General features: G+C 43.5%; 13 protein-coding genes. All 13 read left to right on the top strand.

What is annotated here, in order from left to right; genetic code table 11:
* The first annotated feature begins 2 nt into the window (after positions 1-2).
* Positions 3-350, top strand: a complete 348-nt coding sequence (gene ftsL, locus VP97_RS09460; protein WP_050181534.1) for a cell division protein FtsL — start codon at positions 3-5, stop codon at positions 348-350.
* Complete coding sequence (locus tag VP97_RS09455) at positions 347-2,554, top strand: penicillin-binding protein (protein ID WP_050181533.1); 2,208 nt, start codon at positions 347-349, stop codon at positions 2,552-2,554. The genes ftsL and VP97_RS09455 overlap by 4 nt, the downstream gene beginning before the upstream one ends.
* Positions 2,555-2,660: 106 nt before the next feature.
* Complete coding sequence (locus VP97_RS09450) at positions 2,661-4,553, top strand: stage V sporulation protein D (RefSeq protein WP_050181532.1); 1,893 nt, start codon at positions 2,661-2,663, stop codon at positions 4,551-4,553.
* A 118-nt stretch (positions 4,554-4,671) separates the two neighbouring features.
* Complete coding sequence (locus VP97_RS09445; protein ID WP_425388454.1) at positions 4,672-6,156, top strand: UDP-N-acetylmuramoyl-L-alanyl-D-glutamate--2,6-diaminopimelate ligase; 1,485 nt, start codon at positions 4,672-4,674, stop codon at positions 6,154-6,156.
* The gene (mraY, locus tag VP97_RS09440) at positions 6,153-7,124 is read left to right on the top strand and encodes a phospho-N-acetylmuramoyl-pentapeptide-transferase (RefSeq protein WP_050181531.1); all 972 of its coding nucleotides are present in this window, start codon (positions 6,153-6,155) and stop codon (positions 7,122-7,124) included. The genes VP97_RS09445 and mraY overlap by 4 nt, the downstream gene beginning before the upstream one ends.
* The gene (gene murD, locus VP97_RS09435) at positions 7,121-8,470 is read left to right on the top strand and encodes a UDP-N-acetylmuramoyl-L-alanine--D-glutamate ligase (protein WP_050181530.1); all 1,350 of its coding nucleotides are present in this window, start codon (positions 7,121-7,123) and stop codon (positions 8,468-8,470) included. Before mraY ends, murD begins: the two co-directional genes overlap by 4 nt.
* A gap of 35 nt (positions 8,471-8,505) precedes the next feature.
* Entirely contained in the window at positions 8,506-9,621 is a 1,116-nt protein-coding gene (gene ftsW, locus VP97_RS09430) for a putative lipid II flippase FtsW (RefSeq protein ID WP_050181529.1), read from the top strand.
* Positions 9,622-9,751: 130 nt separating this feature from the next.
* Positions 9,752-10,861, top strand: a complete 1,110-nt coding sequence (murG, locus tag VP97_RS09425; protein WP_050181528.1) for an undecaprenyldiphospho-muramoylpentapeptide beta-N-acetylglucosaminyltransferase — start codon at positions 9,752-9,754, stop codon at positions 10,859-10,861.
* Between the two features lie 74 nt (positions 10,862-10,935).
* Positions 10,936-11,757: a cell division protein FtsQ/DivIB gene (locus VP97_RS09420; RefSeq protein WP_082220304.1), complete on the top strand. Its 822-nt coding sequence runs from the start codon at positions 10,936-10,938 to the stop codon at positions 11,755-11,757.
* 215 nt (positions 11,758-11,972) lie between these two features.
* On the top strand, positions 11,973-13,283 hold the full coding sequence (gene ftsA / locus VP97_RS09415; RefSeq protein ID WP_050181527.1) for a cell division protein FtsA: 1,311 nt from the start codon (positions 11,973-11,975) through the stop codon (positions 13,281-13,283).
* Between the two features lie 31 nt (positions 13,284-13,314).
* The gene (ftsZ, locus tag VP97_RS09410; protein WP_050181526.1) at positions 13,315-14,481 is read left to right on the top strand and encodes a cell division protein FtsZ; all 1,167 of its coding nucleotides are present in this window, start codon (positions 13,315-13,317) and stop codon (positions 14,479-14,481) included.
* Positions 14,482-14,725: 244 nt separating this feature from the next.
* The gene (locus tag VP97_RS09405) at positions 14,726-15,574 is read left to right on the top strand and encodes a sigma-E processing peptidase SpoIIGA (RefSeq protein WP_050181525.1); all 849 of its coding nucleotides are present in this window, start codon (positions 14,726-14,728) and stop codon (positions 15,572-15,574) included.
* A gap of 22 nt (positions 15,575-15,596) precedes the next feature.
* Positions 15,597-16,316: an RNA polymerase sporulation sigma factor SigE gene (sigE, locus tag VP97_RS09400; protein ID WP_050181524.1), complete on the top strand. Its 720-nt coding sequence runs from the start codon at positions 15,597-15,599 to the stop codon at positions 16,314-16,316.
* The last annotated feature ends 50 nt before the right edge of the window (positions 16,317-16,366 follow it).

Below are 16,366 nucleotides of genomic sequence, written 5' to 3'. Positions count from 1 at the left end.
AAATGAACAATACAGCAAGAAAGCACGTTGTTGAACAGCCGAAAAAAGCCTCTGTTAAACAGCGAAAAATCAATAGGTCATTTTTTACTCCTGGAGAAAAGGTACTGTTTCTTGTTTTTGTATTAACAGTTTGCTTTATGAGCGCAAAGCTAATCTCAACACAGGCAGCCATATATGAAACAAACAAACAAATTCAGGATGTAGAGGCGAAGATTCAGGAGCAGCAAAAAGTAAATCACGATCTTGATGTGCAAATCAGTGAAGAAAGCACGTACGAAAAAATTTGGGAACGTGCAAAAGCAATGGGTCTGGATTTAAGCAAAAATATTAAGGTTGTTGAGCCAAAATGATGGAAAATAGAAACAATCGAAAAATAGGAGCTGCGATCCTTTTTATTGGATTCGCCCTCCTCTTTTTTATCTTATTTTCAAGGGTCTTTTATATTCAAGCGACAGGGACAGCAGCCGGGCATAAACTGAAGAATGAAGCCTTAGAAAAATACATGCGAACAGATGTTTTGGAAGCCAGCCGGGGAACCATTTATGATACAAATGGTGAAGTAATCGCTGAAGACACTACTTCTTTTACAATGGCGGCCATTTTGGATGATTCTGTTACAACCAATCCAGAATCTCCAAATCACGTAGTTGATCCAGAAAAAACAGCAAAGGTGCTGGCGAAATATATTGATATGGATGAAGAAGATATATTGGAGCGACTTCAAAAAGATGGGGCATTTCAAGTGGAATTTGGTACAGCCGGACGTGGCCTGACGAACAGCGTGAAACGAGAAATTGAAGCTGAAAAGCTGCCAGGTATTACTTTTACGCGCCAGGCAAAGCGATTTTATCCAAACGGAAAGTTTGCTTCGCATTTAATTGGCTTTACACAGCAGATTGAAAAAGAAGATAGAAACGGAAACATTACATTTGAAACAGAAGGCCAGATGGGAATCGAGAAATCTTACGAAAAGTACCTCCAGGGAAAAAACGGAAAAATACGCTATACAAGTGACCTGTGGGGCTACCTTCTTCCGGAAAAACAGGAAATGGTAACAGAGCCGGAAAACGGCGATCATATGTATTTAACGATCGATTCTAAAATTCAGACCTTTATGGAAGACGCGCTGAGTGAGGTTGAAGCGCAGTACAACCCGTCCAAAGCATTTGCGATCGTAGCAGAGGCGAAAACAGGCAAAATTTTAGCGATGAGCCAGCGGCCGACCTTTCATCCGGGTACACGTGAAGGACTGGATGTAAACTGGATGAATGACCTTGTGGAATATTCGTTTGAACCTGGTTCTACTATGAAGATTTTCACACTGGCTGCGGCGATTGAGGAAGGCACATTTGAAGCCGATGCATTTTACAAGTCAGGAAGATACAAGGTAAAAGGCGGAGGCAGTGTCGGAGATCATAACGGAGGGACTGGCTGGGGCGATATTACATATAAAGAAGGCATTCAGCGCTCTTCTAATGTCGCCATTGCCAATATGCTTGAACAAATGACACCCGGTGTCTTCAGACAGTATCTTGAAGACTTCCACTTCGGCCGGAAAACGGGTATTGAACTGCCGAATGAAGCTTCTGGAAGCATTTTGTATAATTACCCGCTTGAGCAAGTAACAACAGCGTTTGGCCAGGGATCAACGGTAAATGCGCTGCAGATGATCCAGGCCGCTACGTCGATTGCAAACGATGGAAAAATGATGAAGCCGTATATTATTGATAAAATTGTAGATGATACAACCGGAAAATCGATCGTAGATACAAAACCAGAAGTGGTCGGCGAGCCTATCTCAAAAGAAACGGCGGATCAAACGCTAGATATTCTGGAAACCGTTGTAACAGCGGAGCATGGCACTGGAAAGCCCTATCATATTGAAGGCTATAATGTGGCGGGAAAAACTGGTACAGCACAGCTTGTGGGAGAAGACGGGCGCTATTTAACGGGAGCAAATAACTACTTATTTTCGTTTATGGGGATGGCGCCAAAAGAAGATCCGGAATTGATTGTATATGTGGCGGTCGCAAAGCCGCAGCTGGACGGAGAATCAGGATCGGCCCCTGTTTCAAAGATTTTTAATCCTGTAATGAGAAACAGCCTTCAATATTTAAATGTAAAGCCGGACAAAAAGATTACTTCCAGAACTGTAACATTAAAGGACTTTACCGGAGAAAAAACATTTAAAGCACGCAGAGCGTATGCAGATGCTGGTATAGATCCTGTTATCATCGGTACCGGCAGTGAAATCGAAAAGCAGGTGCCAGCAGCCGGAGAAAAGCTGCTGCAAGGTGAAAAAGCAGTACTGCTAACCTCAGAAAAATGGACGATGCCGAATATGGAAGGCTGGGCAATGCGAGACGTCATGAAAGTTGCTGCAAGCATTGGGCTTAAAGTAAGCTATTCTGGCTCTGGATATGTTGTATCCCAAAATATTGAACCAAACAGCGCTGTAAAAGAAGGGCAAAAGCTGATTATTAAGCTTGAGGAGCCAGGCAGTGCAGAAGAAGCGAACGAAAACGCGAATAAAGAGTCGGATCAATCCCGATAAAAAGCTGTCTCAACAATACCAGTCATTAAATTGTTGAGACAGCTCTTTTTTTTTGTCAACTTTTCTTGCGTGGTGCATATGATCATGAAGAAAAGGAGTGTGGACAATGCGGGTGCGAATGTTTTGGATCCTTGTTTTGTCTTTTCTGGCTTTTTCGGCATTGATTATCCGCACTGGCTATATTCAGCTTGTGAATGGAGGGGAGCTGACAGATAAAGCAGAGGAATTGTGGGGAAGAAGCATCCCTGCCGAGCCGGAACGGGGCCTTATTTTGGACCGAAATGGAAAAGTATTGGTCGGTAATAAAAACGCGCCAACGGTTTATGTGATTCCAGCCCAAATTGATGATCCGAAACAAACAGCAAAAAAGCTGGCAGCCGTTTTGGGTGAGAAAGAATCGGTTTTATATGAGCGGATGACAAAGCGTTCTTCAATTGAACGGCTTTCTTCAAAAGGAAGACATTTATCGGCAGAAACAGCACAGGCAGTGACAGATCTTCAATTAAAGGGCGTCTGGCTCGGGGAAGATTCTGTGCGGGACTATGTGATGAAAGACAGGCTCGCTCACATTATCGGGTTTACAGGAGCTGACAATCAAGGGCTTGCAGGAATTGAAGCGTATTATGATAAAAAACTTTCTGGTAAACCAGGATCAATCCAAATGTATACAGATGCAAAAGGAAATCAAATGCCGGGCCTCACAAATCACTATGAAGAACCGGTAAATGGAATGGATTTAAACTTAACGATTGATGCAGACATTCAAGCAGTCATGGAAAGAGAGCTCGACCAGGCAGAAAAAACGTACAAGCCGGACGCAGCAATGAGTATCGCTATGGATCCTAACACAGGAGCCATTTTGGCCATGTCTTCTCGTCCATCTTATGATCCGGCGCGCTTTAGTGAATATGACCCCGACATATACAATCGAAACCTGCCTGTGTGGAGCACGTTTGAGCCGGGCTCTACATTCAAAATTATTACGCTGGCAGCTGCTTTGGAAGAAAAGGAAGTGGATTTGGACAAAGACCACTTTTTTGATCCCGGTTATGTAGAAATAGATGGTACCCGGCTGCGCTGCTGGAAGCGGGAGGGACATGGACATCAGACCTTTTTGGAAGTGGTACAGAACTCGTGCAACCCTGGTTTTGTAGAACTGGGTTCACGGCTCGGCGAAAAAAAACTTTTTTCTTATATTCGTCAATTTGGCTTCGGTGAAAAAACGGGCATTGATTTATACGGAGAGGGAACGGGCATCCTCTTTACAGAACAATCAGCTGGTCCGGTGGAAGCAGCGACAGCCGCTTTCGGACAAGGGGTAGCTGTTACGCCGATTCAACAGGTTACGGCTGTATCAGCTGCTATAAACGGCGGTACTTTATATGAACCGTTTGTGGCCAAGAGCTGGACAAACCCCGAGACAGGAAAAATCGAATCGGTTCATAAGCCAAAAAAAGTACGCCAGGTCATCAGTGAAGAAACATCTAAAGAAGTGCGCCGGGCACTAGAAAATGTTGTTGCTAAAGGAACCGGTCGCAATGCATTTGTAGATGGCTATCGGGTCGGAGGAAAAACCGGAACGGCTCAAAAAGCGAAGGATGGACGATATCTTGAAAATAATCATATCGTTTCCTTTATCGGCATGGCGCCGGCAAATGATCCAAAAGTGGTTATTTACACGGCTATTGATAATCCAAAAGGAACGGTGCAGTTCGGCGGTACAGTCGCCGCCCCGATCGTCGGAAAAATGATGCAGGACATTTTGCCACTCCTGGACGTGGAAAAACAAACGAAGCAAATCGAAAAAGAAAAAGCATGGAACGACCCAGATTTCATTCAAGTGCCTAATTTAATTGGATTATCAAAAGAAAAATTAAAACAACAGCTTGTTAATGTGGAAATTATAGCTGAAGGGGCTGGTGATACGGTTGTCTATCAGTCTCCAAAACAAGGAGTAAAAGTGGAAAGAGGAAGCAAAGTGCGTGTTTTGTTAAAATAAAAGACCCAATGCCGCCAAATTTGATCGAAACAGGCTGAAAAGCATTCGCATCGGCGGCTTTTTTTCGTTACAATAGAAATCGCGGGAATTGTACATAGTGCTTGTAGAAAAGAAAGGATTGAAAAACGTGGATTTATCAACTGTGCTCGGAGCACTTCCATTTTATCAGCAGGATAAGGATGGAAACCCGGCGATTACGTCGATGGAAAACGATCACCGCCTCGTTCAAGAGGGATCAATATTTATTTGTATAAAAGGCTTTACATTTGATGGCCATAATGTGGCAGAAGAAGCCGTCCAAAAAGGAGCCGCTGCTATTGTAGCAGAACGACCTGTCCAAGTGTCTGTTCCAGTTATTTATGTGCCGGATACAAAGCGGGCCATGACGCATTTAGCGTCTCACTTTTATGGCTATCCAACTGAGTCTTTTCATTTAATTGGAATTACGGGAACAAACGGAAAAACAACAACGAGTCATTTAATCGATCATATTATGCGGTCTGCCGGAGAAACGACCGGTTTAATTGGGACCATGTATATGAAAATTGGCGACCAAATGATTGAAACAAAAAATACAACACCTGAAAGTCTTACACTGCAAAAAACATTTTCAAAGATGAAAGATGCAGGTGTAACGGCTGCGGTTATGGAAGTTTCTTCTCACGCGCTTCAAGAAGGGCGGACAAACGGGACCGCATTTAATGTAGCTGTTTTCACCAATTTAACTCAGGATCATCTTGATTTTCATAAAACGATGGAAGAGTATAGAACGGCAAAAGGACTGCTGTTCGCTCGTCTTGGAAATGTCATGCATGCAGGCAGACCAGCTTTTGCTGTTTTAAACGCAGATGATGGAGCTTCTTCTATTTATCGCTCTATGACGGCTGCGCACATTGTCACATACGGAATTGATCGTGAGGCAGACATTCGGGCAAAGGATATTCGACTTACATCAGAAGGTACCGCTTTTACAGTTGACTATCCGGGCGGCACACTTCATATACAATCGAAATTAGCAGGCCGCTTTAACGTGTATAATATGCTGGCTGCGTTTGCTGCCGGATTTGTATCCAATGTTCAGCCGGAAACGATTCAAAGAGCGCTTGAACAGGTGGAAGGAGTGGCAGGCCGGTTTGAGGTAGTGCCAAATGATCGTGATATATCCGTTATTGTAGATTACGCCCACACACCGGATAGCTTAATTAACGTACTGCAAACGGTTCGTCCATTAACAAAAGGCCGGGTGATTGCCATTGCAGGCTGCGGTGGTGACCGGGATAAAACAAAACGTCCACTGATGGCACAGGCAGCCTGTCAGTATGCGGATGAAGCCATTTTCACATCGGATAATCCGCGTAGTGAGGACCCTGCAGCCATTTTAAAAGACATGGAAGCAGGCGTTCCCAAAAAACGTTATACTGTAATTGAAGACCGAAAAGAAGCTATTTTCGCAGCGATCCACATGGCTCAACCTGGAGATGCCGTTGTGATTGCAGGAAAGGGTCATGAAACATATCAGCTTATTGGCAAAGATGTTTTTCATTTTGATGATCGGGAGATAGCAAAAGAAGCACTTCTTCAGAAAGAAGGTGGACGGGCATGAATGAATGGCAGATTGTATTAATTATTGCTGTTTCATTTTTGATTACTGTGATGATTGCACCGTTGTTTATTCCTTTTTTAAGACGGCTTAAGTTTGGCCAGAGCATTCGTGAAGAAGGACCGAAGTCCCATCAACAAAAATCAGGTACTCCAACAATGGGCGGCATCGTCTTTCTATTGTCTATTATTTTTACGACGCTGTTTTTTACCCAATTATTTGATTCGATTGGTACAGAAACAACATTGCTTTTGCTTGTGACAATTGGATTTGGACTCCTTGGGTTTTTAGATGATTTTATTAAAGTGGTGATGAAGCGTAATCTAGGCCTTACATCACTTCAGAAATTAATTGGACAAATTATCATTTCGATCATTTTTTACGTTATTTATGCTCAGCATGGATTATCCACTGAGCTGTCATTTGGTTTTTTCTCTATTGACCTAGGGATCCTATATGCGCTGTTTGTTTTGTTCTGGCTTGTTGGCTTTTCTAACGCGGTAAATTTAACGGATGGTCTTGACGGGCTGGTCTCGGGTACAGCATCTGTTGCATTTGGCGCATATGCAGTGATTGCCTGGAGCCAGGGGCTCGATGAAACAGCCATCTTTGCTTTTTCGGTTGTGGGTGCAATTATTGGTTTTCTTGTGTTTAACGCATATCCAGCTCACGTATTCATGGGGGATACTGGCTCACTTGCCCTTGGTGGCGCCATTGCCGTTTTATCCATTTTAACGAAATTTGAGTTTTTATTGCTGCTTATTGGTATTGTTTTTGTAGCAGAAACACTTTCGGTTATTTTGCAGGTTTGGTCGTTTAAAACAAGAGGAAAACGAATATTTAGAATGAGCCCGCTGCATCATCACTTTGAGCTGGGCGGCTGGTCTGAGTGGCGTGTTGTTGTCACTTTTTGGTCTGTCGGTGTCCTTGCAGCAGCGGTCGGTTTATGGATTGGAGTATGGAACATATGAAGCAGATAAATCAATTTAATGGAAAAAAAGTGCTTGTACTAGGTTTGGCCAAAAGCGGACTGGCTGCCGCGCGTTTACTGAAAAAGCTGGGCGCGGAGGTAACGGTTAATGACGGAAAGCCGCTTGAAGAAAATGAAGCCGCCCGTGTGCTTTCAACGGAAGGAATTCCTGTCATTTGCGGAAGTCATCCGGTAGAATTGCTGGACGAAGGTTTTGAACTGGTAGTCAAAAACCCCGGCATTCCGTATTCGAATCCAATTATTTCAAAAGCGGTTTTAGATGGAATGCCAGTTATTACCGAAGTAGAGCTTGCCGGCTTTATTTCTGAAGCACCGTTTATCGGGATTACTGGGACAAACGGCAAGACAACAACAACTACGTTGATTGATGAAATGTTGAAAAAAGACGGCAAAAGCACCGTGCTTGCCGGTAACATTGGCAAGGTGGCATCAGAGGTGGTACAGCAGGCTAAGCCTGAGGACCATGTAGTCATTGAGCTTTCTTCTTTTCAATTAATGGGTATTCAGGAATTTCGCCCGCATATTGCCATCATTACAAATATTTATGATGCGCACTTAGATTATCATGGGTCACGTGAGGAATATGTCGGCGCCAAAATGAAAATCACACAAAACCAGACAGAGGAAGATTTTTTAATTATTAACGCTGACCAGGAAGCTCTTTTGTCTTTGGCTGGAGCCAGCATGGCGAATGTGATTCCATTCTCTGTGCGCCAAAAAGTAGAAAATGGCGCTTATATAGAGAATGGGATGGTTTACTTTCAAGAAGAAGCTATTATCCCTGTGGCAGACATTGCGCTTCCTGGCAGCCATAATCTTGAAAATATTTTGGCTTCAATTGCTGCTGTTAAATTATCCGGTGTATCTAACGAAGCAATCACGCATGTTCTTAAAACGTTTTCGGGTGTAAGACATCGGACTCAATTTGTGCGTGAATGGAACGGTCGGAAATTCTATAATGATTCAAAAGCAACAAACACCCTGGCTACCAAAAGTGCTCTTACAGCTTTTAATTCTCCCATTGTGCTGCTTGCCGGGGGATTAGACAGGGGGAACGGCTTTGATGACCTGCTTCCATATTTGGATAATGTAAAAGCGATTGTTACGTTTGGGGAAACGGCTGAAAAATGGAGAGAAACGGCTGAAAAAGCAGGTATTCTTTCTCTTGAAAAAGCTGAATATATGACAGACGCGGTACAAAAAGCAGTGGCCATCTCCGAGAAAGGTGATGTAATCCTGTTGTCACCAGCTTGTGCAAGCTGGGATCAATACAAAACCTTTGAAGAACGGGGAGACATATTTATCGACTGTGTGAATACGTTATAAGAAAGAGCCGGGGCCATGATGGCTCCGGTTTTTTAATGCGCGTGAGAGGGGTGGCTGCTGTTTCTACTCGCGGAACGGACAAACTATTTTTGCTGCTTGTCTTGTTGTTAACAGGAAGCGGCCTTCTGATGGTCGCAAGCGCCGGGGAAGTATGGGGTCAATTCAATTATGGAAACTCTTTTTACTTTGTTCAAAGACAAGCCATCTTTGCCGGCGCGGGGATTGTCGTGCTGCTGTTTTGCTCGCGTCTTGATTACCGGCTTTTCAAGACGTACTCAAAGCAAGCACTCATTCTTGCATTTCTTTTGCTGATTGCTGTATTGATTCCCGGAGTAGGAATGGTACGGAATGGATCGCAAAGCTGGATCGGTGTAGGCTCTTTGTCCTTTCAGCCTTCCGAATGGATGAAAATGGCCCTTGTTTTTTTTCTGGCAGCTGTCCTGTCCGAGCGAAAAAAAACGATTCATTTGTTTTGGAAAGGGCTTTTTCTTCCTCTAGCAGTTATTGGAGGTGCTTTTGGCTTAATTATGCTGCAGCCCGATCTTGGCACCGCTGCTGTTATGGGAGGTACCGCATTTCTCCTGCTGTTCAGCGCAGGCGCACCTATTCGCTTTTTTATGACGATCGGTATCACAGCTATCGTTGGTTTAGTTGTCCTTATTGCCTCAGCCCCATATCGAATGAAACGTATTACCGCTTATTTAGATCCCTGGTCGGATCCGCTTGGAAGCGGGTTTCAAATTATTCAGTCTTTGTATGCCGTCGGGCCAGGGGGGCTTTTCGGGCATGGCTACGGGGAAAGCCGGCAGAAATATTACTATCTTCCCGAGCCTCAAACGGACTTTATCTTTGCGATCTGGTCAGAGGAAACGGGCTTTCTCGGAGCCATATGGATTATTCTATTGTTTTTCCTGCTTATTTGGCGGGGAATCTATATAGCAATGCGGATTGACGATCCATTTGGCATGCTTCTTGTTTTCGGCTTAACAGCTATGATCAGCTTGCAGTCTTTTATCAACCTTGGAGTAGTTGTGGGACTCCTTCCGGTAACAGGTGTTACGCTGCCGTTTTTAAGTTACGGAGGTTCTTCGTTAACGATGACGCTGGCGCTGGCAGGAATTGTTTTGAGTGCAAGCCGTCATATGCGGTAATATTGAAGGAAATTTACGGTTTTTTCAAGATAATATTTGATTATGCGTACGCATTGATTTAAGATGAAAATGCATTGGACAGCTGGTTTCTATAACAAAAGCTGCCAGATGAATTATTGAGGTGACAGAATTGAAAATAGTGGTCAGCGGCGGAGGAACGGGTGGACATATATATCCGGCACTCGCACTTATTCGAATGATTAAAAAGAAACACCCGGACACATCGTTCCTGTATATTGGAACAGAAAAAGGTCTGGAATCCAAGCTTGTCGTACGGGAAGACATCCCCTTTCGATCTATCGACATTACAGGGTTTCGCCGGGCGGTTTCATTTGAAAATGTGAAAACAATTATGCGCTTTTTAAAAGGCGTAAACGACTGTAAAAAAATGCTAAAGGAATTTGAACCCGATGTTGTCATTGGCACTGGGGGGTATGTCTGTGGACCGGTTGTGTATGCAGCGGCAAAAATGGGCATTCCATCCATCGTTCATGAACAAAACAGCGTGCCGGGATTAACAAATAAATTTTTAAGCAAGTATGTGGACAGGGTAGCTGTTTGTTTTGACGCGGCAAAAGCACATTTTCCCGCTCAAAAAACAGTTCTTACCGGCAATCCCAGAGCTTCTGAAGTAATAGAAGCAAGCGGTATGGGTGTATTAGAGAAGTATGGGTTTACACGTGACAGGAAAACCGTGCTTATTTTTGGAGGAAGCCGTGGTGCACGACCTATTAATGACGCTGTAACAGAAGCATTAAATGATCTCTCATCACGTGATTATCAGGTCTTATATGTCACTGGAGACGTTCATTACGAGCGTGTTTCAACGATGCTTCAAACGGCAGGCAAGCCGGACAATGTCGCGGTTGAACCATTTATCCATAATATGCCGGATGTACTGGCTGCTTGTGATTTGGTCGTAGCCAGAGCAGGGGCAACGACACTTGCAGAGCTTACAGCGCTGGGTATTCCATCTATCTTGATTCCAAGTCCATATGTAACAAATAATCATCAGGAAAAAAATGCTCGTTCCCTGACGGATCAGGATGCTGCAGTGCTGCTTCTTGAAAAGGACTTAACAGGCGGGCTGCTTGTAAAAGAATTAGATGCCATCCTTATGAATGAACCACGTCTTGATAAAATGAAAAAAGAAGCAAAACGTCTGGGTATTCCTGATGCTGCAGATCGTTTATATAACGTAATGTTAGAGCTAACAGAAAGAAATGGCCGTTCATCTTGAACACATGGCAGTCAGCCGCGTTGAAAGAAGGGATGCGCGGCTGGTTTGCAGCATGGGGAGAGGTGTGAGTGAACATGACAAAGCAAAAAATAATCTCCATTGAGGATCGCATTCCGAAGCTGAAACAGATCAAAAAAAAGAAATCCAATCGTCGGCTTCTCCTTTTATTGTCTTTGTTTTTTGCGCTTATCCTGCTTGTTGTTTATTTGCAGTCTTCCTTGAGTAAAGTTTCAGAAATCCATGTGCAGGGAAACAGCCTGGTGACAACGCAGGAAATAATCAAACAAAGCGGACTTCAAACAGGAAGCAGTATCTGGGCAGCTGGAAAGGGCAGAGCAGAAGAAGTGCTTTTAAAAGATGACCGTATCAAGAATGCAGAGGTTACAATTGGGTTTCCAAATGATTTAAAGATTACAGTAGAAGAGCATAAGGAAATTGCTTACGCGGCCCAAAAGCGTGGACTGTATCCTATTCTTCAAAACGGAAAGATTTTAAGTCAGCCTCTTAGCGGTGCACCTTTACAGCTTCCGATTTTGTACGATTTCAAAGAGGGAAAAGCGCTGGATCTATTTGTAAAAGCATCTCAAACACTTCCAGATGAGGTATACAATACGATTTCAGAAGTGTATTACGATCCAAAGAAAAATAACTCTCTTCATATAAAAGCGTTTATGACAGATGGTTTTGAGGTTTCTGCTACCCTCTCCACCTTTGCTGAGAAAATGGTTTATTATCCGTCCATTTCCACGCAGCTTAACCCTGAAGTAAAAGGTGTAATTGATATTGAAGTTGGTTCGTATTTTAAAGCATATGATCCGGAACAGCAGCAAAAAATAGCAGAAGAAGCTGAAAAGAAAGCAGCAGAGGAAACGACAGAGGAAGCAGAGACGCCATAAAGTTTTCTTAAAACTGAATAACTTAGCCTTTTCGAGCTTCTTATCTTAGTGTAGACTTGTATGAGAGAGTTTAAGAAAAACATCAAAAATACTAAACTTTAAAAGGAAATTATGCTGAATATGACGAATTACGTTCTTAAACATGTATTCATAGAGTAAATGTGCGAATGGTTGTTCGGTTATTCACGCTTTTATGGTAAAGGAGGTGCCGCAGCATGAATAATAATGAAATTTTAGTAAGTCTCGACATCGGTACATCCGCAATTAAAGTGATTATTGGCGAAATGGTTAATGATTCTTTAAATATAATTGGTGTCGGAAATGTAAAATCTAAGGGCATTCGAAAAGGAGCGGTCGTTGATATCGACGATACCGTTTATTCGATTAAAAAAGCGATTGAGCAGGCAGAGCGAATGGTTGGCCTTGATATTCGCTCTGTCATTGTGGGTATTGCTGCCAATCACGCCATTTTGCACCCGTGCAATGGCGTTGTAGCTGTTTCAAGCGAAAATCGGGAGATTACAAGTGAAGACGTGATCCGGGTAAAAGATGCGGCACAAGTGATGTCTATCCCACCCGACCGGGAAATTGTTAACGTGATTGCCAAGCAATTTATTGTTGACGGCTTTGATGAAATTAACGATCCTCGCGGTATGCTTGGTGTACGTCTTGAAATGGAAGGCATCATCGTAACAGGTTCAAGAACATTCCTACATAACACGCTGCGCTGTGTAGAGCGCGCGGGTCTTGAGATTAATGAAATTGTTCTGCAGCCGCTTGCGAGTGGAGAAATCGCTTTATCGATGGATGAAAAAAATCTGGGCACAGTGCTAGTAGACATCGGTGGCGGCTCCACAACAATTTCTTATTTTAGAGATGGTTATATCCAGCAAACTTCAGTTCTGCCTGTTGGCGGCGACCACATTACAAAAGATTTATCAATTGGCCTGCGTACGTCAACAGAGGAAGCGGAAGGAATCAAAGTCAAACACGGACATGCTTTTTACGATTTAGCTTCTGAAGAGGAAGTATTTAGTGTTCCGGTGATTGGCAGTGACCAGCACGATCAGTTTAACCAGCTTGAAATTTCAGAGATTATTGAAGCACGGCTGGAAGAATTGTTTATGATGGTCGTTGAAGAACTTCGTCAGTCAGGTATTCACGATATTCCGGGCGGATTTGTTTTAACTGGCGGATCATCTGCTATGAATGGTATTCTCGATTTAGCACAGGATGTATTCCAGAACCGTGTACGTGTGGCGATTCCTGATTACATTGGTGTACGTGAACCACAATTTACGACTGCGGTAGGTCTTATCAAATATGCTTATAAAAATGCTCGTTTGACAGGACGGAAATTAAGCGAATCCAATCAAGCGGCTCCGGTGGCTAAAGAAGTTAGAAAAGAGCGTCCGGATGTAAAGCAGGAAACAAAGCCTGCGAGAAAAGAACAACCGCATGACGGGGAAGAAAAAGGCGTTAAAGGAAGAATGAAAAGACTTTTCGGATACTTTTTCGAGGAATAGAAAAAGAGCGAACTAAATAGGAGGATTTGCCATGCTGGAATTCGATACAAGTTTAGATTCATTGGCAACGATTAAAGTTATCGGCGTAGGCGGCGGCGGAAACAATGCCGTAAACCGAATGATTGAGCACGGAGTACAGGGAGTAGACTTTATTGCCGTTAATACGGATGCACAAGCCCTAAATTTATCTAAAGCAGAAGTGAAAATGCAGATTGGCAACAAGCTGACACGTGGTCTAGGTGCCGGTGCCAATCCCGAGGTCGGAAAAAAAGCCGCTGAGGAAAGCAAAGAGCAAATTGAAGAAGCACTTAAAGGTGCCGATATGGTTTTTGTAACAGCTGGCATGGGCGGCGGTACTGGAACAGGAGCTGCTCCGGTTATTGCTCAAATTGCAAAAGATCTTGGAGCTTTGACAGTAGGGGTTGTTACTCGCCCGTTCACATTTGAAGGCCGCAAGCGTGCGACGCAGGCAGCCGGTGGAATTGAAGCAATGAAAGCAGCTGTTGATACGTTAATTGTTATTCCAAATGACCGCCTGCTTGAGATTGTTGACAAAAGCACACCGATGCTTGAAGCATTCCGCGAAGCAGATAATGTTCTTCGTCAAGGGGTTCAGGGTATCTCGGATTTGATCGCAACACCGGGTTTAATCAACCTTGACTTTGCTGATGTAAAAACTATCATGTCAAACAAAGGATCTGCCTTGATGGGAATTGGCGTTGCTTCTGGAGAAAATCGTGCGGTAGAGGCAGCAAAAAAAGCGATTTCCAGCCCATTGCTTGAAAAAGCAATTGATGGCGCGCAAGGGGTGTTAATGAACATTACCGGCGGTACAAACTTAAGTCTTTATGAAGTACAGGAAGCAGCTGATATTGTATCTTCGGCTTCAGACCAAGATGTGAACATGATCTTCGGTTCTGTCATTAATGAAAACTTAAAAGAGGAAATTGTCGTTACGGTTATTGCAACTGGCTTTAAAGAAGTACCAGGTGAAGCCGGCCAGCAGGTTCGTCCAGGTCTTGGCCAAGTAAAGCCACAGCCTTCACAATCTACTGCACAGCAGCAGCCCAAATCTCGTGAAATGAAGCGCGAGGATGCTCCGGCGCCGGAACAGCCAATGCGCCAGCAGCAACAGCCTTCAGCAGATGATACACTTGATATTCCAACATTTTTACGTAACCGTAATAGAAGAAGATAAAAGGAACCCGTCACTTAGGTGGCGGGTTTTTTTGTTTCTTTTTAAGCTGAATGATTGGTCGTACGTCTACTGCCGCGTAGAATCTTTAGATGCTTGTCGGAACAGAACAGCAGACTCGCGCTTTTCTTAGACACGATTCGGAAAAACTACTGTAAAAATTCACTTACATTCCGACATACATCCACTGTTGAATCCGTTAAACTAATGCACATAGGACAGGCAGCCGGAAAAAAGGAGGGATCAATTGGCCGGTTACGCAGAAGGGATTATTTTTTTTAATTTTGCTGCGGATGCACTGCTTCTTTTCGTAACAGGAAAGCTGAGCGGGCGTACATTCAGGATGTCCCGGCTGCTTGGCGCTTCAATGGCCGGAACCATACCCGTGTGTATTTATTTAGCAGCAGGCCCGACCGGACTTTTGCATAAATCGCTGACGGTCATCATGCCTGTGTTCATGATTCGGATCGCGTTTCAAACAACCGGTTTAAAAAGCCTTGTTTCTATGGTACTTACGTTTTATTTTACTGTTTTTTTAACAGGCGGCATTTTATTTGGATTTCAGTCCATGTATGCCCAGTATGCCAACGCAGGAAAATGGACACTCATATTCTTTTTTATCCTGTCAGTGGCTATTTCCTTTTATTTTATTCAACGGCGCCTACTGGGCTTAAATGCTTCAAGGCGAGTGCTTAACCAGACTGTCCCAGTATCTTTTACACTTTGTGGGGTTAATTGGTCAGGACACGGACTAATTGATACAGGAAACGCCTTATGCGACCCTATTTCCAAAAAGGAAGTAGCAGTCTGCCAGATTCATCGCTCAGAAGAATGGCCAGAGGCACTTTTTAAAGAAGATGTCAGCGATCTTCTCCATCTTCCGGACAATTGGACTGAAAAACTCGTTTGGATTCCATCAAAATCTATTCATGCTGAAAGCAGGCTTCTTGCCTCCTTTCGAACAGACAGCTTTACTGTCTGGATAAATGGAAAAAAGCAAGAAACGAACAGGGCGCTTGTTACGTTTACGGACAAGGTGTTATCGGATGAAGAAGCATTTGCATGCATCTTACATCCGAATATGGTTCGGGAATGAATTTGAAAGGTGAGTGAAGAATATGCGGCAGGTAAAAACAAAATGGATGTATGTAATGTATAACATGATTCAAAAAGCCGGGCTTAAATCCAAAGCAATTTATTATATTGGCGGCAGCGAAGCACTTCCACCGCCGCTGACACGCGATGAGGAAGCCCACCTTTTAACAAAGCTTCCTTCTGGAGATAAAGCAGTTCGCGCAATGTTAATTGAGCGGAATCTGCGCCTCGTTGTTTATATTGCCCGGAAATTTGAGAATACCGGTATTCATATTGAAGATCTCATTAGCATCGGAGCCATCGGTCTTATCAAAGCGGTTAATACGTTTGATCCTGAAAAAAAGATCAAGCTCGCTACTTATGCGTCCCGCTGCATTGAAAATGAGATTTTAATGTACCTGCGCCGCAATAATAAAATTCGTTCGGAAATTTCATTTGACGAACCGCTTAATATTGATTGGGATGGAAATGAATTGCTTCTATCAGATGTGCTAGGAACCGAAAGTGATATTATCACAAAAGGTATCGAGGAAGAAGTGGACAAACATCTTGTATCGGAAGCGCTTGAAGACTTAGAAGGCCGTGAAAAACAAATTATTGAGATGCGGTTTGGCCTTAATGGCCAGGAAGAAAGAACGCAAAAAGATGTAGCCGATTTATTGGGAATCTCCCAGTCTTATATTTCAAGATTAGAAAAAAAAATCATTGGCAGGCTGAAAAAAGAACTCAATAAACTGCGCTGAATAATTTCCTTCGGGCCGGCAATACTGTTCTGAGAAACAGACATCATGAG

It is taken from the genome of Domibacillus robiginosus (genome assembly GCF_000966195.1).
GTDB lineage: Bacteria > Bacillota > Bacilli > Bacillales > Domibacillaceae > Domibacillus > Domibacillus robiginosus.
The sequence above is the reverse complement of the archived record's forward strand: the minus strand, read 5'-3'. Positions and strand labels throughout refer to the sequence as shown.

Excerpts from the sequence above, each read along its gene's own strand:
- ftsZ (WP_050181526.1), top strand. The coding sequence starts at position 13,315 with ATGCTGGAATTCGATACAAGTTTAGATTCATTGGCAACGATTAAAGTT.
- VP97_RS09420 (WP_082220304.1), top strand. The coding sequence starts at position 10,936 with ATGACAAAGCAAAAAATAATCTCCATTGAGGATCGCATTCCGAAGCTG.
- murD (WP_050181530.1), top strand. The coding sequence starts at position 7,121 with ATGAAGCAGATAAATCAATTTAATGGAAAAAAAGTGCTTGTACTAGGT.
- ftsL (WP_050181534.1), top strand. The coding sequence starts at position 3 with ATGAACAATACAGCAAGAAAGCACGTTGTTGAACAGCCGAAAAAAGCC.
- sigE (WP_050181524.1), top strand. The coding sequence starts at position 15,597 with ATGCGGCAGGTAAAAACAAAATGGATGTATGTAATGTATAACATGATT.
- ftsA (WP_050181527.1), top strand. The coding sequence starts at position 11,973 with ATGAATAATAATGAAATTTTAGTAAGTCTCGACATCGGTACATCCGCA.
- VP97_RS09450 (WP_050181532.1), top strand. The coding sequence starts at position 2,661 with ATGCGGGTGCGAATGTTTTGGATCCTTGTTTTGTCTTTTCTGGCTTTT.
- ftsW (WP_050181529.1), top strand. The coding sequence starts at position 8,506 with ATGCGCGTGAGAGGGGTGGCTGCTGTTTCTACTCGCGGAACGGACAAA.
- VP97_RS09455 (WP_050181533.1), top strand. The coding sequence starts at position 347 with ATGATGGAAAATAGAAACAATCGAAAAATAGGAGCTGCGATCCTTTTT.
- mraY (WP_050181531.1), top strand. The coding sequence starts at position 6,153 with ATGAATGAATGGCAGATTGTATTAATTATTGCTGTTTCATTTTTGATT.